Raw genomic sequence first — 24,515 nt, 5'->3', positions numbered from 1 at the left:
TGACTTTTTTAAGTACCAAAAACCGCCATACCCCACAGCACCGCCACCAGTATGAGTGCCAAAGACTGAGCTGACGAACCAACATCTTTGGCGATTTTGGCAAGGGGGTGGATTTCCATGGAAGTATGGTCAACGGCAGCTTCCACAGCGGTGTTAATAAACTCCACAATGAGCGACAAAAACGAACCAACGATTAACACCATCTTAACCGCCAAAGTAAAATCAAGCAACAGTGCCAAGCCTGCTAGGGGCAAATGTAACAACAAGAGCTGAAAAATAGCAGGTTCTTTTAAAGCAACTTTAAAACCATCTTTAGAATAAGATAAGGTTTTCATGATGCGTTTTATACCTTTGGTTTTGTTGAATTCGGACATGAACTTTTCCTATGAGATAATGGCTGATTATAGCACCGATCAATTCTATCACAAAGCCAACATCTGAAGTATAAGATGATTTTTTCGTGTTCATCTGGAGCGGTTTTTTAGCTTGATAAAAAAGGCAAAGGGAGCCACCCATCACTTAGCATCACCCAAAATCATTGGGTGATGCTAAGTGATTAGCCACAGTTATGATATTTAGCCAGAACCATCTTATTTCATCTAAAACCTGCATCACAAATGCAGGTTTTTCTTAGCTGTGCTATAATTGCCCAAATCAATCGCATTATTTTTTGGTAATTTTTATGAAAAAAACACTAGAACAGATCCAACAACGACGCACTTTTGCTATTATTAGTCACCCTGACGCAGGTAAGACCACAATGACCGAAAAACTGCTATTGTGGGGACAGGTCATTCAAAGTGCAGGCGAGGTCAAATCTCGCAAAACCGACAAACACGCTACCTCAGACTGGATGAGCATGGAACAAGAGCGTGGTATCTCTATCACCACATCGGTCATGCAGTTTCCTTATGCTGATTGCATGGTAAATTTGCTAGATACACCCGGACACGCTGATTTTAGTGAAGACACCTATCGCACGCTGACGGCTGTAGACTCTGCCTTGATGGTCATTGATGGGGCAAAAGGTGTGGAAGAACGCACCATCAAGCTGATGGAAGTCTGTCGCATGCGAGACACACCGATCATCAGCTTTGTTAATAAGCTGGACCGTGAAATCCAAAATCCACTTGCCTTGCTTGATGAGATTGAAAGCGTACTAAAAATCAAATGCGTGCCATTTTGCTATCCTATTGGCATGGGGCAGGATTTTGTCGGTGTGTACAGCTTTTTGGACGGCAAAACTTATCTTTATAAAAAAGGCTTTGGCACACAAATCACCGCCATTGAAAGTTTGGACGGTTATAACCACGACAGTATCAAAAACCGTCTGGGTGAGCTTTTGTGGAACGAGTTTGTTGAGGGAGTAGAGCTTGCTGAAATGGCATTCGGTGATTGGGACGAAGCGGAGTTTTTGGCAGGACGACAAACGCCAGTGCTATTTGGTACAGCACTGGGTAACTTTGGCGTCAATATGGTGCTAGATACCCTAACCAAATATGCTCCAGCCCCAAAAGACCATACCGCTGTAGAGAGAATTGTTCGTGCCGATGAGCCAAGTTTTACAGGCTTTGTCTTTAAAATTCAAGCCAACATGGACCCCAAACACCGAGACCGTATCGCCTTTATGCGAATTTGCTCTGGCAAATACGAAAGAGGCATGAAAATGAATCATGTACGCATTGGCAAAGAGGTGCGTGTCTCGGACGCATTGATGTTCCTAGCAGGCGACCGTGAAAGCCTAGAAGAAGCATACGCAGGCGATATTATTGGTCTGCACAATCACGGCACAATCCAGATTGGCGATAGTTTCACCAGTGGCGAGACCTTAAATTTTACAGGCATTCCACACTTCGCTCCTGAACTATTCCGCCGTGTGGTGCTAAAAGACCCCCTAAAATCCAAGCAATTACAAAAAGGCTTGCAACAGCTCTCCGAAGAAGGAGCAACACAAGTATTTATGCCCCAAATCAACAACGACCTTATTTTGGGTGCGGTAGGCGTGCTACAATTTGAAGTAGTGGCTCATCGCTTGGCTGAAGAATACAAAGTACAATGTGCGTTTGAGCCGATTTCTATCGCAACGGTGCGTTGGGTACATTGTGATGATAAAGTGGCGTTTGAGAAATTCAAGAAAAAAGCCCATGACCAACTGTCGGTGGACGGTGGTGGTTATTTGACTTACCTTGCTCCCAGTCGTGTCAATTTACAGCTCATGCAAGAGCGGTATCCAGAAGTGGAGTTTCGGGCGACTAGGGAGCATTGATTTTGAAAGCATAAAAATTGGTGTATAATGGACAGAATTTGTGAACACAAGTTCTGTCTTATTTTAAATTTGGTTAATTTTAGGAAAAAGCAATGACACAGCCTATTCAAAAAATCATCTTTGGTAGCCCCGGCACAGGGAAAAGCTATTTGATTAAAGATGAAATCATTCCTAATGAATTAGGAATAATTGAAAAAACAAATCCTGAAAATGTAATTAAAGCAGTATTTCACCCTGAATACACTTATGGGGATTTTATGGGGAAGTTATTGCCAATTACAAAAGATAAAGATGTAGAATATCGTTTTTATGAAGGGCATTTTTTAAAGGCATTAGCTCGTGCTTATAAAAATATATTAAATGTTTATGATGAAAAAAGCAACCAAAAGGTTAACGAACAAGGTCAACCGTTAACACCTGAAAATGTTGTTCTAGTTATTGATGAAATCAATCGTGGAAATTCATCAGCTATTTTTGGTTCTATTTTTCAATTATTAGATAGAGATGATAATGGTTGGTCTAGCTATGATACAAGCATTAATGGTGTTATGTTTGATACCTTATATAAATTAATAGGCGGTACAAGCTATAAAGAGGGCGAATCCGATAAATACATCCTAGCTCCATACAATAAATCTGGTGGAGTTTTATTAAAAACCCTAAATAGCAAGGTTAAAGAGATTCTAAATTTTGATTTAGAAAATAAAACAATCAAAATCCCACCAAATCTCCATATTATTGCCACAATGAATACTTCGGATAATTCCATTTATCATATGGATACCGCTTTTAAACGCCGTTGGGAGTGGCAATTTATTGATGTTAATTCTGAGTTGGTAAAAACGGACGGCATTGCTTTTAAATCTGAAAGCGATTGGTTTGATTTTATCGCCAAGCTTAATCAATTTATCAAATCCAACCATAGCTATATTCGTGGTATTGAAGATAAGCAAATTGGTAGATATTTCATTAAAGCTAATTCTCAAAATCAAATTGAATATTCTATCATTCAAAGTAAATTGATGTTTTTTATTTGGGATAGTGTATTTAATAGAGATAAAAAGCCTTTGTATGAACTTTTGGATATGGATAAAGATGAATTGGTTACTTTTGGTGATTTTGCCATAAAGGTCAAGGAATTTGTTAAAGCCATACAGGAAAGATAATGTTTAATTTTAATGAATTAGCCATTGTTCAACCAAATGAGCCAAATTGTTATCGTGGCTCATTTGTTGGCATTCGCAAAGATAAATATTTGGGCAAAATGGCATTTACCTTACCCAAAGGGTTTGAAAATTTTAAAGTTAATTATGATAATGTCAAAAATTTATTTTTTGCAATGTATCGTACTTTTGAAAAATTCCGTCAAAACAAAGAACGGTATTTGGATAAAGATGAACAAAATAAAGATAATGCCAAAATTGAAAATAATAATGGGGCATATATTTTTACCGATGAAGACAATAACGAAACTGTTTTGTATAGCAAAATTGATTTGATTGATAAAATATTCAAAACTTATCAAGAGTTAGAAATTGAATCTTTGATCCAAGAGCTAGGCTTGATTGAAGAGGTGGATTATTCCAAAATTGAAAATTATTTGGACAAGGGAATTTTTCTAAGTAATCACGCCATTTTTATTGAAAATATGGTTGGCTATCGTAACATTGTGCGTGGCGTGCCGTCCGAATTGATTGAATTATTTTGCTATATCTATAAAGAATTAGCAAGTGAGTTGGAGAAAGAATTATCTGAACAAATCAAAGAAATTTCCTTTAACTTTTCTTATAAATACCTAAGCCCAGAACAAAGTTTATTTTCCGAGCATTCTTTTGAATCAACAATCAGCATTCTAAAAGATTGCTTGGATAATATTCACAAAACAACTGCCTATAAAAATTACCAATATTGGGACATTTATGAGTCGGTAGAGCATTTTTTGTATGGAAGTTTAGAGTTTGATGGGGATAGTAACCAAGGGTTTTGGGGTATTAATAATTTTAGCTATATTTGGGAAGATATGTGCAACTATATGGTTGCCAATCACAAAGAATATAATATTCTATATTGCGATAGTACATTACCATTAAATGAATACAAAAATAATTTAAGTAAAGATTATGTATGGATTGATAAAAGCATCATTCCAAATAACCCATTTTACCTTGATTTTAATGGGTTTAAGCGTTGGATTAGACCTGATATTATAACAAAGCCAGTTCTAAATAGTCAATTTAATGAAAATCCATTAAATATAGCGATTGCTAGAAAAATTTTATTGATTAAAACAACGCCAGTAAAATCAATCATATCTTTTGGTTCAAATCGCTTAAATGTAGATATTTCTTTTAATAAAAATATATCAGAAATCAACACTTCAAATATTACCGAAGTTTCGGAAAGAATTTTTAGATTATTTGCAGAAAAATTTTCCAATCTTTATCGCACAAAAGGTATTATCCAAAGCTCACTAAGAGGCTATCAATATATACCAAATGGCAGATATGGATTTAGTTTAAAGAATATACCAAAAGACACATATGATGAAGTGTATCAAGATGTTTTTGGCAGATGGAAAGGGAATCAACAACAGGAAACCGTATTTGTTATTGATTGGAAATATTATTCTCACAACATTTTTGATAATCAAAATTACAGAAGTAACGATAGAGTAAATACAAGCATTATCAAATCATTGGCTTATGAATTTTGTTTATCACAAATAATTGATGAGACAATCAACAATCAATTTCGTATTCCATTTTATGATATAAATGAGAATGATGTTGTTATTGATGGAAAAATCCTAGACTGTAATATAGGATTGGTTAGAATGAACTTTATTAAGATTCAAGAGATATACTTAAATGGTTGAAAAATTTCAAAGTAATTTTGTTTTTGGGTTGCAAGGAAATCTTTATCAAGATTTTTTGAATAGTGTTGCTCACCCAATTATTCAGAATATTATTGGAACTGCTGTCTACGAAGTTGTTGATTTTGATAAACATTTGTCTCTACTTGATTTTGACAAATCTAAAAGAAAGGAGAGTATTTTTCCAGAATTTTACCTGAATTTTTTGGGAGATATTATTAAAGAGTCCAATAGCGTATCCTTTAAGAAAAAAGTGTGTATTACTCTTGATGAAAGGTTGTGTAGGGATATTTGTCCTAATACAGGTCGTAAAATAACTACCATAAAAATTGGTGGGGTGGATTTGGCTTATTTTATTTATTTTGATATAACAGAGTTTTTTGATTTTGTTTATGGCAATGAAATTCAAAAACACCATTCACAAAAAGATGAAAATATTAAACCTGAAAATGATAGTAAATCAAATAATGAATTACTAGATGATAAAGTTGAAAATATAGAAAAATTTGATGATAGCAAGTCAACCAAATTGGTTTTAGACGAAAGCATTATAACAAAACTTTTTTCTGGCAACAAGAATAATGAGAGCAATTTAAATATTGCAAATTATGATTATATAGAAAAAATTGGCTATATACACAACATCAACAATGAGCGTGGACTTAGTTTTATTCATGAGACAAAAGATGGTGATATAGGTTTTCCGATTTATTATCAAGACTTTCCAGAAGTTGAAAAATTTCCTATTGGAACACCAATCAAAGCATTTGGGTATTTACATAATGATAAATTTTATGTAGATAATTATGAGGTTGTTGATATAGATGAACTACCATTCCAACTTATGAGGTTAAGTGGAACTTTAAAAATTGTTGAAAACTCTTTTGCTATTATTAGGACAAGTATTGGAGGTGTGTACACATCTCTTGACTTGATTCAAGAATACACACCGAAACATCAGGTAGAGTGTGTTGCAATAGAGGCGTACAACCACAAAAGACAGGAAAATGGCTGGAAAGCCATTTGGGTTGGAAATAGTTTATGACCCCAATTCCCACCAACCAAGAATTAACCCAAAGCATTATCACACTCATTCAAACCAGCAAACAAAACCTTGCTGTTAGTGTTAATGCTGAATTAACTTTGCTGTATTGGCATATTGGCGAGCGAATTTCTACGCATATTTTGCAAGGCGAGCGGGCTGATTATGGCAAAAAGTCATTCAAAATTTAGCCAATGATTTAACCGCTTAATTTGGTAAGGGGTGGAGTAAACGCAATTTATTACAAATGATAAAATTTTATCAAACTTTTCCACAAAAACAAATTGTGCAGGCACTGTCTGCACAATTAAGCTGGATACATTTTGTGCAATTAGCCAGCGACAAAGCGAGCAAGATTAAGGTTTGAGTAATGGGTAAACAACAAGCCACTCAAATTTATAATGAGTTAATAAATGGTAAAATCGTCTTATTAAACCCACCAAGTTATGATGACGATAAAGAATTTTATCAAGAGTTTAAAACCACCAACCGCCCATAAAACAAATAACACAACCAACATTAATAATACCCATGATCATCTGCTCCATTTGCCACACCGACTTAAACTTACAAGGCAAAACTTACACTTGCCAAAACCGCCATTATGACAGCGTCCAAAACGTATAAAAACACTGACATCGGCAAACACATCACTTGGTGGTGGGTACAGGTACAGTGTTGCCTGTAGCAGATGAAAGCATGGATATTTGCACAAGTCTGTTTAGCCCTTTACCAAAAAGTCAGATGGCAAGAGTGCTAAAACCAAACGGTTATTTACTCATCGCTACGCCCGCCCCACACCATCTGTACGCCATGCGTCAGCAGTTGTTTGAGCGTGTCAATCTACATGAGCCCACCAAATTTATCGCAGAATTATCGCCAGAGTTTACGCTGATAGATGAGTGGCAGATTGACGCACCGCTATGCTTGGACAGCCAGAGTCTATCTGATTTGATAGACATGACTCCCTACACCTACAAGGCCAAATTAGACAAAAAAACCACCCTAAAAACCCAAAATAATTTTAAGGTTACCGCCTCATTTTGTTTATATCTTTTTCAAAAATCCTAAAAAATAGCATCACAATAAGACAATCATTAGGTTGTCTTATTTTTTATCTCCATTACCTAAAAGATATGAGATTTTGGTATAAAGGCAGTAAGCCGATAGCCCAATAAAACAAAAAGCCAATCAGAACAGATTGGCTTTTTGTTGGTTTTTTATTATGCTTGACCGTCTTGGACAAAACATCTTTGGTAGGTTATCTTGATAGATGATGATTAATCTTGTACCCACTTGCCATCACGCCACACCAAAGCAAAGCGAGTTGCCTTGCCATCTTTTTCTGAACCGATATACTGTTCAGCATTTTTGCGAGACCAGCGAAGAATGGTTGGGTTGCCTGCATCATCAACATCAGGAGCATCAAACAGATAAGCAAATTTTGGCTCAAGCTCATCTTTGATGGGGCGAAGCTCACTTAATTTTGGCGGACGGGTTTCACGGATTTTTGGGAATTTACTTGCTGCCAAAAACAGTCCCGCCGCTCCTTCACGCAACACATAGTGATCATCAAATTTTTGAGAACGCAGGTTTGGCATACTAATCGCCGTCATGCGTGGCGGAGCCGCTTCACCATTTTTTAACACCTTTCTGGTATTATCGCATTGATTGCACGCAAAATATGCCCCAAAACGCCCTGTCTTTAGCGTCATATGCCCATCACATTTATCGCAGTCAATGGTCGGTGCCGCTTGATTATTATCCGCACCAGCCACTTCAAAAACACCATGTTCAAGTACATAGCCATCACAGTCAGGATTATTGCCACAAATATGTAACTTACGACCGCCATCAACGACATAGCTCTCCATCGCCGCATTACATTTAGGACAGCGTTTTTTCTCCATCAGAGCATTGACCTCTGCTGATTCATCATCAGCATCAAAGATAAGTGCCGATACTGGCATGAGATTTTTTGTGCCTTTACAGCGTTCTTTAGGGGGTAGATTATAGCCTGTACAGCCCAAAAACACCCCTGTTGACCCCGTGCGAATCTGCATAGGACGACTACACAAATCACAATGTACATCTGGAATATTAGTTGGATTGTTCGGACGCATGCCGTCTTTGCCTTTGGCAGTATCTAGTTTGCCCTTAAAATCACCATAGAACGCATCAAGCACCACCTTCCAGTCTTGATGACCCTGAGCCACTTCATCAAGTTTATCTTCTAATCCTGCAGTGAACGCATAGTCCATCAAATCAGGAAAACTCTCAATTAATCTTTCAGTAACAATATCACCCATCTTTTCGGCATATAGGCGTTTATTTTCAAGGCGGACATAGCCACGCTCTTGAATGGTAGAAATGATGGACGCATAAGTTGATGGTCGCCCAATACCACGACTTTCAAGCTCTTTAACCAAACTGGCTTCAGAATATCTAGCAGGTGGCTTGGTGAAATGCTGACTAGGTTCAATGTTGATGAGTGGCAGTTTTTCACCTACTTGCACATTTGGCAACAACACATCATCACTTTTGGCAGGTGGCTGAACTTTGGTGTAGCCATCAAAAACAAGTGTCCGCCCTTTTGCTTTTAGTTCCACACCGCCGGCGTCCACCAGTAGATTTACCGAACGATAGCGAGCAGGCGTCATCTGACACGCCACGAATTGTCGCCAAATCAGCTCATATAGACGCTGAGCGTCTCTTTCCATCGCCGTCAGTTGGCTTGCTTTGATGGCGACATTAGAAGGACGAATCGCTTCGTGTGCCTCTTGAGCATTTTGCTTATTGCTATAAAAATTAGGCTTGTCTGGCAGATATGCCGACCCAAAATTCTCTTGGATATAGCCACGCACTGCCATCAACGCATCTTGGCTCAAAAAAGTTGAGTCAGTACGCATATAGGTAATAAAACCTGCTTCATACAAACGCTGAGCCAAAATCATCGTTTTTTTGACGCTAAAGCCTAAGCGAGTACTTGCTGCCTGCTGCAAAGTTGATGTGATGAACGGTGCAGATGCCTTTGATTGCGTAGGTTTTTCTTCAATGGCAGAGACGGTAAAATCGGCACAAGATAGCAGATTAACGATGGCGGTCGTCTCATCTTCATTGGCAAGTTTTAAGGTCTTACCTTGATGCTTGACTGCCTCTAATCGCAAAGTCTCGCCACCTGCCTGATTATTGGTATGAATCTCCCAATATTCCACAGGAACAAAGGCACGAATTTCTCGCTCTCGCTCAACCACCAGACGAGTTGCTACGCTTTGGACACGCCCTGCTGACAATCCACGAGCCACCTTCGCCCACAGCAACGGCGATACCATAAAGCCGACCACACGATCCAAAAAGCGTCTTGCCTGCTGAGCGTTAACACGGTCAATATTCAGCTTGTCTGGGCGTTCAAAGGCGTTTTGTACAGCAGCTTTAGTAATTTCGTTGAACACCACACGACTGTATTTGTCATCACTACCGCCGATGACTTCTTTTAGATGCCACGCAATCGCTTCTCCTTCTCGGTCCAAGTCGGTTGCTAGGTAGATGGCATCTGCATCTTTAGCCAGTGCTTTTAGCTCTTTGATTACTTTGGTTTTGTTGGGCAAAATCTCATAGACCGCCGCCCAATCATGCTCTGGATCCACCCCCATGCGTCTAACCAAGGCTCGCTGCGACTTTTCTTCACGAGACAATCCTGTCTCATCGCTTTTGGTTTTTTTGGTCTTATCTGTACCACTTACAGGCAAATCTCGCACATGACCCACGCTAGAACGCACAATAAAATCATTGCCCAGATACTTATTGATTGTTTTGGCTTTGGCGGGCGACTCCACAATAACCAGTGATTTACCTTTGGAAGAGACTTTTGGGGCGGTCTGACTGGATTTTGTGGTTTTTTTGGTGGATGATGCCATGAGTTACCTTTTAAACTTTTTTATAAAATAAACCAAACTGTCTTGGCTTGATGATGTGTTTAAAATTAAGCGTTTATCTGTGGGCACGATGCCCAAGTATCGTTTTTTATAAAATAACACACAATTCCCCATCATGACAAGATGGCAGCGTAATTTGTATCGCTTATCCTAATTGCTGTTGGTCTTTTAGGTTTTGATTATCTATGTTTTGATATCTTATCTATCATGCACGCTGATTGAGTTGATTGCCAAAATCTAGCAGGGCTTGCTTGAGTGTTTGTAAGTCAGCTTGGGCTAGCTTTTTATCTAGTTTTTGTACCCCTCTTGATGATTGATAATGAACATCTTGCCAATACAGCACAACACTGTTCGCTTTAACCTGTAGTCCTAAAGCGTGGCTCATTATCTCTACTGGAAGTGTCACGCCATCGGCTTTATCATAAAGAATCCCCTTGTCAGCATCCACCACGCACCACTTACCATCTTTGACAATCAGTCGCACAAAAGACAATCGCCACTCATCACAAACAACACCATAACTGACCACCAAATCATTTTTTGGAGCATGATGACTGTGTTGTTGTACTCTGGTGGGTAGCCAATCTGGTCTAGAAATCAATTTAGGGTTAAAGCCATATGTTCTTGCTAGCAGACGAAAATCCGCCACTCGCACCTCTCCTGCCTTCGGCTTTAAGGCAAATATATTGCCAAGTAAAAACCCAGCCACACCAAGCACCACAATGAGCGGTAAATAACCTTGCAAATCCATCCTTACTCCAAACCAACCTTTTATTCATCAAGACCGCCCAAAAAATTTTTAATCACAAAGGTCAGCCAACCACAACACTTATTTACGATGGGACTGCATTTGTGCATACAGATAGCACTACATGAGAATTTGGCGTTTGCCGGTATTATCAGCAGCACTTACCACACCTCGCTCCTCCATCATATCCACGATGCGAGCAGCACGGTTATAGCCGATGCTAAATTTACGCTGTAATGCAGAGATAGAAACCTTGCGAGTATCCAAAATGTGTGCCACCGCCAAATCAAAATACTCATCATCAATGCCGCTGCCACTATCGCCAGACCCTTCACCTTCAAAAGTATAACTTTGGCTAAGGTCAATATAATCTGGCACACCGCGCTCACGCCAAGCATCAGTAACACGATTGACCTCATCGTCTTTAACATACGCTCCGTGTACACGCTCTGTCTCAATCGCACCAGGTGCTAAAAACATCATATCACCATGTCCAAGCATATTCTCAGCACCAGACTCCTCAATGATGATGCGACTGTCTGTTGCCGAGTTGACACGCAAAGCAACACGCACAGGAATGTTGGACTTGATAAGACCGGTAACAACCGTCGCCACAGGTCGCTGTGTCGCCAAAATCAGATGAATGCCTGCAGCTCGAGATTTTTGGGCAAGGCGAACAATCGGCTCTTCAGCAGTCTTGCCTAACTGCATGATCATATCAGCAAATTCATCTGCCACAACGACAATTTTTGGTAGCGGTTTTTGGCGTGGCACAGTACCACTTACATGCTCGGACGCACTCCATAATGGATCTAAGATAGGCTCGCCCAGTCTTTCAGCTTCAATGATTTTTTGGTTAAAAGCAGCAATATTACGCACACGCAACTTACTCATCAGTCGATAGCGATGCTCCATCTCAGTAACACACCAGTTCAATGCAGCGGTTGCCTCTGTCATATCGGTAATCACAGGCGTAAGCAGATGCGGAATGTCAGCATAGTTGGCAAGCTCAAGCTGTTTTGGGTCGATCAGCACCAGTTTTAACTCATCTGGCGTATATTTTAATAACATGGACATCAAAAATGAGTTCACCAGTACCGATTTACCAGAGCCTGTCGTACCAGCAACCAGCATATGCGGTGCTTTGGCAAGATCCGCAATAATCGGTTTTCCGCTAATGCTTGCACCAATGGCGATACTAATGCCTGCTTCTGGATCTTGATACTCTTTGGTATCTAACAACTCAATCAAACCAACGATTTGGCGTTTGCGATTTGGCACTTCAATGCCGATGTATGATTTGCCTGCAATCACAGGAATCACACGCAAAGAAGTCATTCGCATGGAGCGTGCCAAATCCTGCGAAATTTTAATCACACGACTTGCCTTAACCCCTGGTGCCAAATCCACCTCAAAGCGAGTTACTACAGGACCAACCATCGCCGAGACAACGCTGGCTTTAATATTAAATTCCTGCATTTTAATCTCTAGCAACTCAGAAAGCTGTTGCAACTCTTCTTGCGTATAGGTGATGATTTTTTGAGATCTTGGATCCAAGATATCAAGAGATGGCACAGGACTTAGGCTCATGCGATATTCAAGCTCGCTCATGGCGTGCGACTTCGGTCGTACCGTACCTGACGCCACGCCTGCCATTTTATTCACCAACGGTTTGGCAGGTTCTGATTCATCTTTGTCATCAGGGGTGTCATATAAACTGGTCAAAGAAGCCATGTCCACTCCGCCAAAAGCGGTGGGTTCATCTGACCGCTCTATGACACCAATAGCATTGTAATCAATATGCTCAATTGTTGCCACAGCATCAGCATCAGCATCAGCATCAGCATCAGCATCAGCATTATTTCTATAAATGTCTTGCCGGTCAAGCTGATCATCGGCTTGATGGATTGTATCATTATAAGGCTGATACTCTAATGGGTCAGATGGAGAATCCATCACATCACCAGCTTGAGAATCTATCTGCACATCCTGAACAAAAACATCATCTTGTTCATCTTGAGTTTGCTCAATACCATCGATACTACCATAGTCTTGTACAGCAAACTCGGCTTGTTTTTGAGCCTCTACCTGCTTTTGAATCTCTTCTTGTTTTTTAGCTTCTTCTTGTTTTTTCGCTTCCTCTTCGGCTTGTTTTTTTGCCAGTAGCTCATCACGCAGCCCAGAATTCACCAAGAAGCTCTCAAGTGCCCCCTCGTGATTATGTGGTTGATAGGCTGGTACTTTTGGTTTTACTTGACTAATAATCAGTTCATCATCACCCCAGCCCTCGTCTGTCTGTGGCGATGATTCATCTGTCATGTCATCATTACTTGGGGTATTGCGAAATTGTCGCCACAAAGACAACCAATGAATATCAAAGGTTAAAGTTGCCACAAGCAATGCCATCAACACCAAAAAGCCCACCGATACTGGCACGCCTAGCACACTTGACAGCGATGCCATGAACTCATACCCTAAAACACCACCAAAGTCTGCCGCCTTGTCTTGCCACCATGCACCTAGCTGTGCGGCAATACCACTGATACACGCCAACAAAAACGCATAAGCCAATACACGCAAAACCCATACAACAGAATTACGACCCCACCACAGCTTGGCAAGTTCATAAGCTGGCACAAGCAATAAAAACCACGCCCCAAAACCAAAAAATGACAATAAAATATCAGAAAGCCAGGCCCCCAAACGACCGCCCACATTGCTAACCTCTTGGCTACTACCCATATGCGACCATGCAGGATCGGTTGGGTTGTAAGACAACAAAGAGATGAACAAAAATGCCAAAATTGCCATACCAACCACACTAAACAGCAGACGCTGTACCAAAGGCAACCTACCTAAGAGTTGATTGATGGACTCATTTTGTAACAGCTGATTTATTTTCATGGCAAAAAATGATGATAGATGAATAAACCAGATATTATATAGGATAACTGCTTGATATCGCAAAATATTTCACACCATTTTACAAAAGCACTCACAACACCCCCAACAACGCAGGTTCTAATGTATCATTTACTCATTTTTGCCAATAAATCAGCAAATTTCATGATTCCATCTTGTTTTTTTGTCCCACCTCCCCTATACTTTGGCAAACTGCTTTAAAACGCTTTTTAAGGTTTATTGGATTTATTCAGATATTGGCTCATTTGGAATTATCATGGCACACCATCAACTCATCATCCTAGGCTCAGGTCCTGCTGGCTATTCAGCAGCCGTCTATGCCGCTCGTGCAAATCTCAATCCCGCCATCATTACTGGCTTGACTGTCGGCGGGCAACTGACCACCACCACCGAGATTGATAATTGGCCAGGTGGTCGCCATGGTCTGACCGGTACAGCACTGGTCGAAGAAATGAAAGAACATGCCGAACGCTTTGGCACACAGCTCATCTACGACCACATTTCTAGCGTGGATTTAACCAATCGTCCCTTCACTTTAAATGGTGGCAGTGGCAGTTATACTTGTGATGCACTCATCATCGCTACAGGGGCAACTGCTCAGTATCTAGGATTAGAAAGCGAAGCCAAATTCATGGGGCAAGGGGTATCAGCCTGTGCTACTTGTGATGGATTTTTTTATAAAAATCAAAAAGTGGTCGTCATTGGCGGTGGCAACACTGCTGTTGAAGAAGCATTGTATCTATCTAACATTGCAAGCCATGTAACACTCGTGCATCGCCGTGATAGCCTGCGTGCCGAAAAAATCATGCAAGACCAACTGTTTGAGAAAGTCAAAAACGGCAACATCTCTATTGAGTGGAATAGCTCCGTCAAAGAAGTCGTAGGCGACGAGATGGGCGTAACAGGCGTTATCATTGAAAACACTGATGGCACTACCAAGCAACTAGACGCAATGGGCATGTTCGTTGCCATCGGACATAAGCCAAATACCGCCATCTTTGATGGTCAACTCACCATGAAAGATGGCTATATCGTGGTAAACAGTGGACTAAATGGTAATGCCACTGCCACCAGCGTATCAGGGGTGTTTGCTGCAGGTGATGTTGCTGACCACATCTACCGCCAAGCCATCACATCGGCAGGTACAGGCTGTATGGCAGCCCTTGATGCCGAAAAATACCTAGATGGCTTGTGATTACCGACATCTTAATCACTAACAAATAACCAAAAAAGGCGTGTTTTTAACTCGCCTTTTTAGTGATTCTAAGCACACCAATTTTGTGTTATTATTTTAAAGTCTTAATATCGCCAATCAAACCAACCCAACGATGACCTCCATGCACCTCCCAAGCCTTACTGACTTACACGCCATTGCTGATCGCTCTGCCTTTGATTTTAATAGCGTGGTAGATATGGCTGATGAAAATGGTTTTGTGGGTGCAGGGGCAGACTTATCCACCGCCACCCTGCTCAATGCCTACCGCACAGGGGTATTTCCTTGGTATTCAGATGGCGACCCTATTTGTTGGTGGTGTCCGCCCACTCGCTGTGTGCTATACCCAGATGAATTCCACCCAACAAAATCACTCATTCGCACCGCCAAAAAGAATGCTTGGCAAATCAGCACCAACCTTGCTTTTAGGCAAGTTATGCGTGCCTGTGCAGCTCCAAGAAGCTACGCTAACGACACTTGGATAAACGATGAGATGCTAGATGCCTATGCACGCTTACATGAACTTGGTGTGGCAATCAGCGTAGAGATTTGGGAAGGTGTACCAAAAGACAGTGAGCTGATTGGCGGACTGTATGGCTTGCAGTTTGGGGCAATATTCTGTGGCGAGAGTATGTTTCATACTCGCACCGATGCCTCCAAGATTGCTTTTTGGGCAATGACGATATTGGCAAAACAAGCAGGTGTTAAACTGATTGATTGCCAACTTGAAAACCCCCATCTAATCAGCCTTGGGGCAGATTTGATTCAAAAATCTGATTTTCTTGATAGGCTTACCACCTTAAACCACACCGACACACCCCATATGACAGGAAGCATGGTGGTCAACGACTTAGTACAACTCACAACAACGCAATAAAAAAACGCACTTCTTAGGCAATACAATCTGCGGTGGTTATTTACTTTTTGGTCTTAGTAACCATCACCAATCCACCCCTATCGCCTCACTACACACATAAGCACTCGCCCAAGCCCATGCGAAGTTAAAACCACCCAAATGCCCTGTTACATCAAGTACTTCACCGATAAAATACAGCCTATTGCATAATTTGCTCTCCATTGTCTTGCCCTTAACCTCATCAGTATTCACACCACCACGAGTAACCTCCGCCACACGATAGCCTTCTGTGCCTGAAGGCTTAATCTGACATGCGTTGATGCGTTTAGCAATATCAATTAAGTCCTTATCTTTAATATTAGCCAGCTCAATATCGCAAAATTTCTCCCAAAAGATGGCTTGTAGTACCATTAACAGCTTTTTTGGAAAATGTGGTGCAAGCACGGTACGAATGTGCTGTTTTGGACACATCTTTTTGGCGGTAATCAGCAACTCCGATACATCACAAGATGGCAACAAATCAATGCCAATCATCTCGCCCAACTGCCAATAATTTGATAACTGTAGCATGGCAGGCCCTGACAACCCACGATGAGTAAAGAGCATGGGTAACTGAAAGCTCGCCTTATCATTAAAAGCAGTAACCTCAAGGCTAAGTCCTGCTAGCGTCTTCATCAACTCACCCAACTGGTCAGTAAAGGTAAATGGCACAAGTGAAGCCTGAGTAGGCATAATCGTATGTCCAAACTGCGTGGCAACTTGATAACCAAAGCCACTTGCCCCTAGAGTTGGAATCGACAACCCTCCTGTGGCAATCACCAACGAACGGCAACCAATCTCATAAGATTTACCAGCTTTTGTCGATACGCTCAGATGAAAGTCATCACAATCAGTGTCTTTTTTAATGTTTTGTATTGCTGTGTTTAAGCGAATCTCCACGCCTGCCGTGCTACATTCATTAAGCAGTAGATTTAAAATATCTTTAGACGAATTATCACAAAACAGCTCACCTCGTGCCTTTTCGTGGTAGGTGATGCCATGTTTTTCCACCAATTTAATAAAATCATCACTCGTATAACGACTAAGGGCAGATTTGACAAAGTGGCGATTTTGACCGATAAATTCATTAGCAGACACATGACGATTGATGAAGTTGCATCGCCCACCGCCCGACATGAGAATCTTTTTACCTGCTTTATTGGCATGGTCTAGTACCAGCACTCGCTTACCATAAAGTGCAGTCTGAAATGCACAAAACAATCCTGATGCCCCCGCTCCGATGACGACAACATCTATATATTCATCAGCCAACTTAGTCATGGCGATTGTCATTTGTGGTGCGTGTTAGCATATCGTATTTGGCATCGTACTCCAACTTTTCACGACGATAAATCTCAAACACACACATCTCCTCACAACCACTGTTGCAACATTCATCATCTTCTGGTGGCTCTGGTGGTGGCGGAATATCAATCATATCTGTCATGGGATTACCTTTAAAAATCATGAGAAGTTTTGTGCTTTTTTGTAGCTGGTACTTGTATTTTGATTGGCTTTTATTATAATTGAATTGACATAAAAACGCACCTACTGTCTTTTATCCACCGTCTTTTGTTGCGATCAGTAAGAGTTATAATGAACACACCCACCCAAGATGCCATCATCCAAGCCATGCAAACCCTCCTACCCACCCATCTGTCGCTTGAGAACGAAAGCCACAAACACGCAGGTTATTTTGAGGGCAAAGAAAGCCATTTTAAGCTAGTGGTAGTCAGTCAAGGTTTTATTGACAAACGCTTGGTGGCAAGACATCAGATGGTGTATTTGGCAGTTCAACCACTTTTGATGGCAAATGGCGGTAGCATTCACGCACTCGCCATTCACGCCTATACACCAGATGAATGGACAGCATTAGGTCGAGCCCCCAATAGCCCCAACTGTGCAGGACAACATCTACATTAACTTGAATGGATATTAACCTGTAAATAACCAACCATCTAAACCAAATAGATGTCACTACCGCCAACTCAGCAAATAACACTTATCGCCTTTTGAGTAATCAAAACCAACCACAAATATAAAATACCAACCATGAGAAAAATAAGCATTACTCTAACAATACTCGCCGTAACTTTGACAGGCTGTGCCACCACCAACATTGTACCCCAATATATCAGCCCAAATAACTACACTACCCATGATTGTCATTACCTACAAAGTGAGGTGGCTCGTGTTAGCATACTTGCTGAAAAAACCCAAAATCAGCAGATTTCATTATCATCAACAGGAATCGGTATCGGTATTACTGGCGGTCGTAGTGGTATTTATCCAACCATCAGTTTTGGCGTAGGCTCTGGTTCATCAGCTCGCACTGCACGCACCAATACTCTTGCTCGGCTTTATGGTGAACATGATGCAATGCTCATCGCTGCTCGTCAAAAAAATTGTGCTTTTGCCCAAAACATCAAAATCTATGGCGAAAAATAACACAAAAACCATATAAAACAATAAAATTTTGACAACTGCATAAAAATCCCCCAAAATAAGTCGCATTTTTTACGGCTTATTTTTTTGTCATGTTTATCATTCCTGCTTGGTTTAATACTCTAAAACAACGCCCACAACTCATCAGCAATGACTTAATTGCAGGCTTAATGATGGCGGTACTTGTCATTCCCCAAAGTCTTGGTTATGCTACTTTAGCGGGCTTACCGCCCATCATAGGGTTATACGCTTCCATCGTCCCCACTTTGGTCTATGCCTATATCGGCTCAAGCAATGTCAGTGCGGTCGGACCGGTGGCAGTAACCGCTATCATGACCGCCAGTGCCTTATCAGGCTACACCCCAAATACAACCGAATATCTGGCATTATCCATCACTTTGGCGATGATGGTTGGTATGATTTTATGCTTTGCCAGTTTGTTTAGAATTGGTTGGATCATGCAATTTGTCAGTCGTGGTGTATCAAGTGGCTTTGTCAGTGCGGCGGCAGTCTTGATTGTCATTAGTCAAATAAAAAACATCACAGGATTGCCCATCATCGGTGGTAGCCTTATTGACATCATTGGCAACCTACAAGGAAGTGATTTTCACTTCAAATCAAGCACCGTATTACTTGGCATTGGCACGCTCATCATCTTGCTAGCAAACCGCTATGTTAGCATACTATGGGCATGGCTACCCAAGTCCAAAGCAGATTTCGCCAAACGAATGACGGTCTTTGTCATCACCATACTGTCCATCATCTTGGCAAATCAGTTCAACTGGCAAGCCTTAGATTTACGACTGCTTGAGCCGCTGCCCACAGGATTACCAAAGCTGAGTGTTCCCATCTTATCTTTTAGCGTCTTGATTGACCTTTTGCCGTCAGCACTGCTCATCGCATTGGTGGCTTTCATCTCAAGTTCAGCAGTTGCTAGCAACTACGCCCGCATTCATGAACAACCCTTTGATAACAATAAAGAGCTACTAGGGCTTGGCTTTGCCAATATTGCCAGCAGTCTATCGGGTGGCTTTACAGTGGCAGGCGGTATCTCTAGAACCAGCTTAAATATAGGACTGGGGGCAAAAACACCTTTTGCATCAGTGGTGTGTGCGATTGGCATTTTGATGATTTTGGTATTTGTTGGGCAATACCTTACAGGCTTGCCTTATGCGGTTCTCTCTGCCATCATCGTAAGCTCCGTCATCTCCATGGTGGATATCAGCACCCTAAAATCCGCCCTAAAACACGACAAAGCAGACGCTATTTGCTTTGTGTTGTGTTTTTTTACAGCGATTATCTTTGGGTTGAACATTGGGCTGATTGCCGGTCTTTTGATGAGCTTTATTTTGATGATTTATCGCTCGCATCGTGTGAATATCGCCATCATTGGGCAAATTGGCGATAGTGGTCATTTTCGAGACATTGCTCGGCACAAGGCCACTACTTTTGATGATTTACTGATGGTACGCATTGATGAAAGCCTATATTTTGGCAACGCCATTACCATTCACGATACCCTGCGTAAGCTCTACTACGCACACCCAGACTGCCGTAATGTCATCATTATCATGACTGCGGTTAATCACATTGATTTAACCGCACAAGAGATGCTGTTGTCTTTTAATCAAGAAATCAAAAATCAAGGCAAACGCCTGCATTTTGCTGAAGTTAAAGGTCCTGTCATGGACATTCTAAAAGACAGCGACTTATTAAACAATCTGTCTGGCAAGATATTTTTAAGCACCAAACTTGCCTTTGATACTCTAAAATACAAGGGCGATGACTGGGGTGGTATGTAATATTGGTCGGCGAGCTTTTATTCCTAATTGATAAAATTTTTGCTAATTTTTATTTTTTTGGAATAACCTTATGCGAAATTAACATTGAATCATGGTAAAAACTTCGCTAAGATAGGCACATCTTTTGATAGCTTGACAACCATTTATACGGATAATAACATGAACACCAACACCATCACCCTATATAAACAAATCTATCCTTGCCAATGCCAAGCTATTGCCAATCTTGGCTTTAAAAGCATCATCAATCTTCGTTTTGATGACGAATGTAGCAATCAACCGACAGCAGACGAACTGGAAAAAAGTGCCAACAGCACAGGGTTGGCGTACCGTCATTTACCGATTGATGGAGAAAGTTTGTCTTTTGATATGGTAACGCAGTTTGCCAAGATACTAGGTGAGCTACCTAGCCCTGTGATGGTCTTTTGTGGCACAGGTAGCCGTGCCAAAAGGCTATATCAAAGTGCAATAGTCAGCGGTCTATTATAAAACTTGTTCGCCCAGATACTACAGCCCATATACAAATAAAACTCGCATGAATATGGGTTTTATTTGTATCAGTCGCACCATTAAAATGGCACTTCACTTTGCCAGTTCATCCACGCCCCGTTCACTGGGTGTTTTAGGCGAAGTTTGTGGGCGTGCAGGTTTAGGCGTGGAGCAAGCTCTAAGGCCACGCTCTCAGCATAGATAGGGTCGCCTATCATCACATGACCAATATGCACCATGTGTACTCGTAGCTGATGACTACGCCCTGTGATGGGTTTTAGGGCAACTCGTGTAACAGGATACACATCGCCCTTGTTGTCAGTACGCAGTTCATGATGCAGTACTTGATAATGCGTCAGAGCATTTTTTGACCATGTGGTATCAACAATATGGCGTGGCTTAGTGCTTGGTTCATAACGCACAGGCACATCAATTACGCCTTGTTTATCATCCATTAGCACCGTACCAAACACCACCGCTTGATATTCTTTGGTGGGAATGCGGTCTATAAATTGCTTTGAGATATGGCTTTGGGCTTGCTCATGTTTGGCAAAAATGATAAGCCCTGAGGTATCCATATCCAGCCGATGAATCAGCTTAATGTTTGGATAGACCCTAAGTAGCCGTGATTGTAGGCTAACTTTCAGCACTCGCCCATCAACGCTCAACAGTCCCGCTGGCTTATTACCCACCCAAATATCTTCATCTTCATAAACGGTGATGGATTGAATAAAATCTTGAAAAAATCCGTCATTAAAACTCGTCTCTTGGGCATTCATGGCAATGATTTTATCATCGCTTAGGCGGTCATGCTTCTTAGTAATTTGATTCATCGGTACATTATTAGGATTGGTTTGGTGAAGTTAATGCTGATTATTGACAAATTTAATGGCAAAAACACTGCCTTTTTGGTAGATTTTTGTTATTATAGCACATTCAATGACTGCGATACTTGGCATTATCCAAGTATCGTATGCACCCAAAAGCATTGCAAATTTCGCAACCACCAAACTTGAAAAATTTGCCATACACACCATTTACTACTTACATTCACCCAAAAAAAAGGGCTTAATTATGTCTATCATTAACACCACTGACGCCAACTTTAACCAAGATGTTTTAGAATCTAAAAATCCTGTGCTTGTAGATTTTTGGGCACCTTGGTGCGGTCCATGCAAAGCCATCGCTCCAACCCTAGAAGACTTAGCGACAGACTATGAAGGTCGTGTCAGCATCGTTAAAGTCAATGTTGATGACAACCCAGAAACTGCTGCACGCTATGGCATTCGTAGTATTCCTACCCTATTTGTCTTTAAAAATGGCGAAAAAGTAGATACCATCGTTGGCAGTCGTCCAAAATCAGAACTTGCCGATTTGCTTGATAAGCATCTATAAACTTCCAAAGAAAAAAGAAAGGCTTGCTTTTTGCAGGTCTTTTTTTATTCGCCCCTTGATTTTATGACAAAAAACTCGTATTATTATGCACCAGTCGCACACATCTAGCGACATTCTCTATACTTTTCATATTTTTTGGTCGCCATACTATTTGACCATCTCTTTTATGACAAATCCCCAAAGACCTACCCATGAACCTAACCGAACTTAAAAGAAAGTCCGTTGCCGAGCTATTATCCATTGCCGAGCAAATGGGGCTTGAGAACATGGCACGCAGCCGTAAACAAGACATCATTTTTGCCATCTTAAAAACCCACGCCCGCAATGGCGAGCCCATCTATGGAGATGGCGTGCTAGAGATTTTGCCTGACGGTTTTGGTTTTTTGCGGTCATCAGAGGGTTCATATCTGGCAGGTCCTGACGACATCTATGTCAGCCCAAGTCAGATTCGCCGTTTTAACTTACAAACAGGCGACTCCATCGCAGGGCAAATCCGCCCACCCAAAGAACAAGAACGCTATTTTGCTCTTTTAAAGGTGAGTGAGATTAACTTTGATACGCCAGACCGCAGTCGCCACAAGCTAATCTTTGAGAACTTAACCCCTCTTTTCCCCACCAAACAGCTAACGCTAGAACAAGGCAATGGTACAACAGAAGACCTAACAGGTCGCTTGATTGACTTAATTGCCCCCATCGGCAAAGGTCAGCGTTCCATCATCGTCGCTCCGCCTAAAGCAGGTAAGACAGTACTACTACAAAATGTCGCCCAAGCCATCGCCAAAAACCATCCAGAGTGCTATCTGATCGTATTGCTTATTGATGAACGCCCTGAAGAGGTTACCGAAATGCAGCGTACCGTGCGTGGCGAGGTGGTCGCCTCTACCTTTGACGAACCGCCACAGCGTCATATTCAAGTCGCTGAAATGGTCATCGAAAAAGCAAAACGCTTGGTCGAGCATAAGCAGGATGTCGTTATTCTATTAGATAGCATTACCCGTTTGGCTCGTGCTTATAATACTGTCATTCCTTCAAGTGGTAAAGTCCTAACAGGTGGTGTGGATGCCAACGCCCTAGAACGCCCTAAGCGTTTTTTTGGTGCGGCACGCAACATTGAAGAAGGTGGCAGTTTAACCATCATCTCAACCGCCCTAATTGACACAGGCTCAAAGATGGACAGCGTCATCTTTGAAGAGTTTAAAGGCACAGGCAACCAAGAAATCACCCTTGAGCGAGACCTTGCTGAACGCCGTATATTCCCTGCCATCAACATCAAAAAGTCATCCACTCGCCGTGAGGAAAGACTGCTTGATGAAGAGACGCTCAGACGAGTTTGGGTGCTTAGAAAACTGCTACAACCAATGGATGATTCGCAAGCCGTTGAGTTTTTGATTGATCGCCTAAAAGACTCAAAGACCAACGATGAATTTTTTAGCAACATGACCAAAAAAGCATCAAGCTCATCTTAAAAACACCACAATCTGCCCATCATGTCGTTAGATAAATACAGGGTATTTGCGATTGAGTGGGCTTTGTGTTATTATAAACAGCCGTATAGATTCTATTGATGCAAGAAAACAAACATCTATATGGTATATTTTTAGCTCAATGAGAGACAAACCCTTTAAGGCAATGTTGTAGAAATATTTTGTTACATTTTTACAACAATTCTCAAAGAATATTGTTTTTTATTTTTGCAAAATTACTATATAATTCACTTTACAACAAAGTATGCTAAGATATATGGAACTGAAAGGCAAGTGTATTTGCACTTGCCTAGATTTTTCTAAATATTTCATTCATACGATTGCCAACTCACTTAATCTATGGAGACTACCATGAAAACTAAACTAGCTCTAACTGCTCTTATCGCTTCTCTAGCTCTAACTGCTTGCTCAAAGCCTGCTGAAGAAGCTGCTGACGCTGCCGCTGCTGCACAAGAAGCTGCTGTAGAAGCACAAGAAGCCGCTGCTGAAGCTCCTGCTGACGCTGCTGCACAAGAAGCTGCTGCTACTGCAGAACAAGCTGCTGAAACCGCTGCTACTGCTGCCGCTAATGCACAAGCTGGTGCTGGCGAACAAGCTGAAGCTACCGCTGAAAATGCACAAGAAGCTGCTGAGCAAGCTGCTGATGCTGCAAAAGACGCTGCTGATGCTGCAGAAAAGAAATAATCTCTCTTTTCTCTATAAAAAAGAGCCTAATTTTAGGCTCTTTTTTATATACCAAAAAAACACACCATCAGGTCTATGGCATACTCGCAAAGCCACCAACAAACGACATTAGCACAACTTAACAATCCCTATCAAGAACCTACCAGCCAATTTACCATCAGTACACGCACGCTTCAAAACCAAAAACCATTAGGATATACAGTGGTTAAAACTTATCAATGTTAAATCGCCACAACTTTATTAAAAGAAGCTATAAAACACCCCAACGACCATAAAAACACCACAAGCACAAGATTACCAGATTACCAGATTACCAGATTTAC

At 41.3% G+C, this 24,515-nt stretch carries 23 protein-coding genes and 2 pseudogenes; 17 read left to right on the top strand and 8 right to left on the bottom strand.

Annotation, left to right across the window (positions count from 1 at the left end; translation table 11 throughout):
- Positions 1–8: 8 nt before the first annotated feature.
- Complete coding sequence (locus tag L3D27_RS01215) at positions 9–374, bottom strand: diacylglycerol kinase (protein WP_432481348.1); 366 nt, start codon at positions 372–374, stop codon at positions 9–11.
- 308 nt (positions 375–682) lie between these two features.
- Here L3D27_RS01215 and L3D27_RS01210 point away from each other — a divergent pair, with 308 nt between their 5' ends.
- The 8 genes and pseudogenes from L3D27_RS01210 (at position 683) to L3D27_RS01175 (ending at position 7,251) form a co-directional block, all read left to right on the top strand.
- Positions 683–2,266: a peptide chain release factor 3 gene (locus tag L3D27_RS01210; protein WP_432481347.1), complete on the top strand. Its 1,584-nt coding sequence runs from the start codon at positions 683–685 to the stop codon at positions 2,264–2,266.
- Between the two features lie 92 nt (positions 2,267–2,358).
- The gene (locus L3D27_RS01205; RefSeq protein WP_432481346.1) at positions 2,359–3,432 is read left to right on the top strand and encodes an AAA family ATPase; all 1,074 of its coding nucleotides are present in this window, start codon (positions 2,359–2,361) and stop codon (positions 3,430–3,432) included.
- Positions 3,432–5,141, top strand: a complete 1,710-nt coding sequence (locus L3D27_RS01200) for a hypothetical protein (protein WP_432481345.1) — start codon at positions 3,432–3,434, stop codon at positions 5,139–5,141. The genes L3D27_RS01205 and L3D27_RS01200 overlap by 1 nt, the downstream gene beginning before the upstream one ends.
- A complete protein-coding gene (locus L3D27_RS01195) occupies positions 5,134–6,183 on the top strand; it encodes a hypothetical protein (protein WP_432481344.1) in 1,050 nt (349 codons plus the stop codon). The genes L3D27_RS01200 and L3D27_RS01195 overlap by 8 nt, the downstream gene beginning before the upstream one ends.
- Positions 6,180–6,371 (top strand): DUF1016 N-terminal domain-containing protein, encoded by a 192-nt coding sequence (locus tag L3D27_RS01190; protein WP_432481343.1) that lies wholly within the window; start codon positions 6,180–6,182, stop codon positions 6,369–6,371. Before L3D27_RS01195 ends, L3D27_RS01190 begins: the two co-directional genes overlap by 4 nt.
- 32 nt (positions 6,372–6,403) lie before the next feature.
- Positions 6,404–6,547 (top strand): annotated as a pseudogene (locus L3D27_RS01185) (DUF1016 N-terminal domain-containing protein); the annotation flags it as partial.
- Positions 6,548–6,550: 3 nt separating this feature from the next.
- Complete coding sequence (locus L3D27_RS01180; RefSeq protein WP_432481342.1) at positions 6,551–6,679, top strand: hypothetical protein; 129 nt, start codon at positions 6,551–6,553, stop codon at positions 6,677–6,679.
- A gap of 161 nt (positions 6,680–6,840) precedes the next feature.
- Positions 6,841–7,251, top strand: coding sequence for a hypothetical protein (locus tag L3D27_RS01175; RefSeq protein ID WP_432481340.1), 411 nt, complete (start codon positions 6,841–6,843; stop codon positions 7,249–7,251).
- A gap of 209 nt (positions 7,252–7,460) precedes the next feature.
- Here L3D27_RS01175 and topA read toward each other — a convergent pair whose 3' ends face one another.
- From topA to L3D27_RS01160, 3 genes and pseudogenes are all read right to left on the bottom strand, one after another.
- Entirely contained in the window at positions 7,461–10,097 is a 2,637-nt protein-coding gene (gene topA, locus L3D27_RS01170; RefSeq protein ID WP_432481339.1) for a type I DNA topoisomerase, read from the bottom strand.
- Between the two features lie 223 nt (positions 10,098–10,320).
- The gene (locus L3D27_RS01165; protein ID WP_432481338.1) at positions 10,321–10,866 is read right to left on the bottom strand and encodes a hypothetical protein; all 546 of its coding nucleotides are present in this window, start codon (positions 10,864–10,866) and stop codon (positions 10,321–10,323) included.
- 117 nt (positions 10,867–10,983) lie between these two features.
- Positions 10,984–13,680 (bottom strand): annotated as a pseudogene (locus L3D27_RS01160) (DNA translocase FtsK); the annotation flags it as partial.
- Between the two features lie 358 nt (positions 13,681–14,038).
- Between L3D27_RS01160 and trxB the strand changes: the two are divergent.
- Positions 14,039–14,980: a thioredoxin-disulfide reductase gene (gene trxB / locus L3D27_RS01155; protein WP_432481845.1), complete on the top strand. Its 942-nt coding sequence runs from the start codon at positions 14,039–14,041 to the stop codon at positions 14,978–14,980.
- Positions 14,981–15,122: 142 nt separating this feature from the next.
- Positions 15,123–15,875 (top strand): leucyl/phenylalanyl-tRNA--protein transferase, encoded by a 753-nt coding sequence (gene aat / locus L3D27_RS01150; RefSeq protein WP_432481337.1) that lies wholly within the window; start codon positions 15,123–15,125, stop codon positions 15,873–15,875.
- Positions 15,876–15,938: 63 nt separating this feature from the next.
- On the opposite strand, the gene L3D27_RS01145 is transcribed toward aat, so the two are convergent.
- Both L3D27_RS01145 and L3D27_RS01140 read right to left on the bottom strand, forming a co-directional pair.
- The gene (locus L3D27_RS01145) at positions 15,939–17,174 is read right to left on the bottom strand and encodes an NAD(P)/FAD-dependent oxidoreductase (RefSeq protein WP_432481336.1); all 1,236 of its coding nucleotides are present in this window, start codon (positions 17,172–17,174) and stop codon (positions 15,939–15,941) included.
- Entirely contained in the window at positions 17,167–17,340 is a 174-nt protein-coding gene (locus tag L3D27_RS01140) for an oxidoreductase-like domain-containing protein (RefSeq protein WP_284673878.1), read from the bottom strand. The genes L3D27_RS01145 and L3D27_RS01140 overlap by 8 nt, the downstream gene beginning before the upstream one ends.
- 149 nt (positions 17,341–17,489) lie before the next feature.
- On the opposite strand from L3D27_RS01140, the gene L3D27_RS01135 reads away from it, so the two are divergent.
- From L3D27_RS01135 to L3D27_RS01120, 4 genes are all read left to right on the top strand, one after another.
- The gene (locus L3D27_RS01135) at positions 17,490–17,816 is read left to right on the top strand and encodes a BolA family protein (protein WP_432481335.1); all 327 of its coding nucleotides are present in this window, start codon (positions 17,490–17,492) and stop codon (positions 17,814–17,816) included.
- Between the two features lie 129 nt (positions 17,817–17,945).
- Positions 17,946–18,341 (top strand): hypothetical protein, encoded by a 396-nt coding sequence (locus L3D27_RS01130; RefSeq protein WP_432481334.1) that lies wholly within the window; start codon positions 17,946–17,948, stop codon positions 18,339–18,341.
- An 89-nt stretch (positions 18,342–18,430) separates the two neighbouring features.
- Positions 18,431–20,140, top strand: coding sequence for a SulP family inorganic anion transporter (locus L3D27_RS01125; RefSeq protein WP_373627977.1), 1,710 nt, complete (start codon positions 18,431–18,433; stop codon positions 20,138–20,140).
- Between the two features lie 159 nt (positions 20,141–20,299).
- Positions 20,300–20,629: a beta-lactamase hydrolase domain-containing protein gene (locus L3D27_RS01120; RefSeq protein WP_284673874.1), complete on the top strand. Its 330-nt coding sequence runs from the start codon at positions 20,300–20,302 to the stop codon at positions 20,627–20,629.
- Between the two features lie 80 nt (positions 20,630–20,709).
- Here the strand turns inward: L3D27_RS01120 and L3D27_RS01115 are convergent, their stop codons facing one another.
- Together L3D27_RS01115 and L3D27_RS01110 are read right to left on the bottom strand one after the other, a co-directional pair.
- The gene (locus L3D27_RS01115; protein ID WP_284673873.1) at positions 20,710–21,462 is read right to left on the bottom strand and encodes an RluA family pseudouridine synthase; all 753 of its coding nucleotides are present in this window, start codon (positions 21,460–21,462) and stop codon (positions 20,710–20,712) included.
- A 30-nt stretch (positions 21,463–21,492) separates the two neighbouring features.
- Entirely contained in the window at positions 21,493–21,657 is a 165-nt protein-coding gene (locus L3D27_RS01110; protein WP_284673872.1) for a hypothetical protein, read from the bottom strand.
- Between the two features lie 46 nt (positions 21,658–21,703).
- Here L3D27_RS01110 and trxA point away from each other — a divergent pair, with 46 nt between their 5' ends.
- From trxA to L3D27_RS01095, 3 genes are all read left to right on the top strand, one after another.
- Positions 21,704–22,024 (top strand): thioredoxin, encoded by a 321-nt coding sequence (gene trxA / locus L3D27_RS01105; protein WP_284673871.1) that lies wholly within the window; start codon positions 21,704–21,706, stop codon positions 22,022–22,024.
- Positions 22,025–22,215: 191 nt separating this feature from the next.
- Positions 22,216–23,490, top strand: coding sequence for a transcription termination factor Rho (gene rho / locus L3D27_RS01100; RefSeq protein WP_373627979.1), 1,275 nt, complete (start codon positions 22,216–22,218; stop codon positions 23,488–23,490).
- A gap of 369 nt (positions 23,491–23,859) precedes the next feature.
- Positions 23,860–24,192, top strand: coding sequence for a hypothetical protein (locus tag L3D27_RS01095; RefSeq protein WP_432481333.1), 333 nt, complete (start codon positions 23,860–23,862; stop codon positions 24,190–24,192).
- The last annotated feature ends 323 nt before the right edge of the window (positions 24,193–24,515 follow it).

It is taken from the genome of Moraxella sp. ZY200743 (genome assembly GCF_050885545.1).
In the GTDB taxonomy this organism is placed as follows: Bacteria; Pseudomonadota; Gammaproteobacteria; order Pseudomonadales; family Moraxellaceae; genus Moraxella; species Moraxella haemolytica.
The sequence above is the reverse complement of the archived record's forward strand: the minus strand, read 5'-3'. Positions and strand labels throughout refer to the sequence as shown.

Coding starts and splice junctions, on each gene's coding strand:
- L3D27_RS01215 (WP_432481348.1), bottom strand. CDS start 374: ATGTCCGAATTCAACAAAACCAAAGGTATAAAACGCATCATGAAAACC.
- L3D27_RS01210 (WP_432481347.1), top strand. CDS start 683: ATGAAAAAAACACTAGAACAGATCCAACAACGACGCACTTTTGCTATT.
- L3D27_RS01205 (WP_432481346.1), top strand. CDS start 2,359: ATGACACAGCCTATTCAAAAAATCATCTTTGGTAGCCCCGGCACAGGG.
- L3D27_RS01200 (WP_432481345.1), top strand. CDS start 3,432: ATGTTTAATTTTAATGAATTAGCCATTGTTCAACCAAATGAGCCAAAT.
- L3D27_RS01195 (WP_432481344.1), top strand. CDS start 5,134: ATGGTTGAAAAATTTCAAAGTAATTTTGTTTTTGGGTTGCAAGGAAAT.
- L3D27_RS01190 (WP_432481343.1), top strand. CDS start 6,180: ATGACCCCAATTCCCACCAACCAAGAATTAACCCAAAGCATTATCACA.
- L3D27_RS01180 (WP_432481342.1), top strand. CDS start 6,551: ATGGGTAAACAACAAGCCACTCAAATTTATAATGAGTTAATAAATGGT.
- topA (WP_432481339.1), bottom strand. CDS start 10,097: ATGGCATCATCCACCAAAAAAACCACAAAATCCAGTCAGACCGCCCCA.
- L3D27_RS01165 (WP_432481338.1), bottom strand. CDS start 10,866: ATGGATTTGCAAGGTTATTTACCGCTCATTGTGGTGCTTGGTGTGGCT.
- aat (WP_432481337.1), top strand. CDS start 15,123: ATGCACCTCCCAAGCCTTACTGACTTACACGCCATTGCTGATCGCTCT.
- L3D27_RS01145 (WP_432481336.1), bottom strand. CDS start 17,174: ATGACTAAGTTGGCTGATGAATATATAGATGTTGTCGTCATCGGAGCG.
- L3D27_RS01140 (WP_284673878.1), bottom strand. CDS start 17,340: ATGACAGATATGATTGATATTCCGCCACCACCAGAGCCACCAGAAGAT.
- L3D27_RS01135 (WP_432481335.1), top strand. CDS start 17,490: ATGAACACACCCACCCAAGATGCCATCATCCAAGCCATGCAAACCCTC.
- L3D27_RS01130 (WP_432481334.1), top strand. CDS start 17,946: ATGAGAAAAATAAGCATTACTCTAACAATACTCGCCGTAACTTTGACA.
- L3D27_RS01125 (WP_373627977.1), top strand. CDS start 18,431: ATGTTTATCATTCCTGCTTGGTTTAATACTCTAAAACAACGCCCACAA.
- L3D27_RS01120 (WP_284673874.1), top strand. CDS start 20,300: ATGAACACCAACACCATCACCCTATATAAACAAATCTATCCTTGCCAA.
- L3D27_RS01115 (WP_284673873.1), bottom strand. CDS start 21,462: ATGAATCAAATTACTAAGAAGCATGACCGCCTAAGCGATGATAAAATC.
- L3D27_RS01110 (WP_284673872.1), bottom strand. CDS start 21,657: ATGGCAAATTTTTCAAGTTTGGTGGTTGCGAAATTTGCAATGCTTTTG.
- trxA (WP_284673871.1), top strand. CDS start 21,704: ATGTCTATCATTAACACCACTGACGCCAACTTTAACCAAGATGTTTTA.
- rho (WP_373627979.1), top strand. CDS start 22,216: ATGAACCTAACCGAACTTAAAAGAAAGTCCGTTGCCGAGCTATTATCC.
- L3D27_RS01095 (WP_432481333.1), top strand. CDS start 23,860: ATGAAAACTAAACTAGCTCTAACTGCTCTTATCGCTTCTCTAGCTCTA.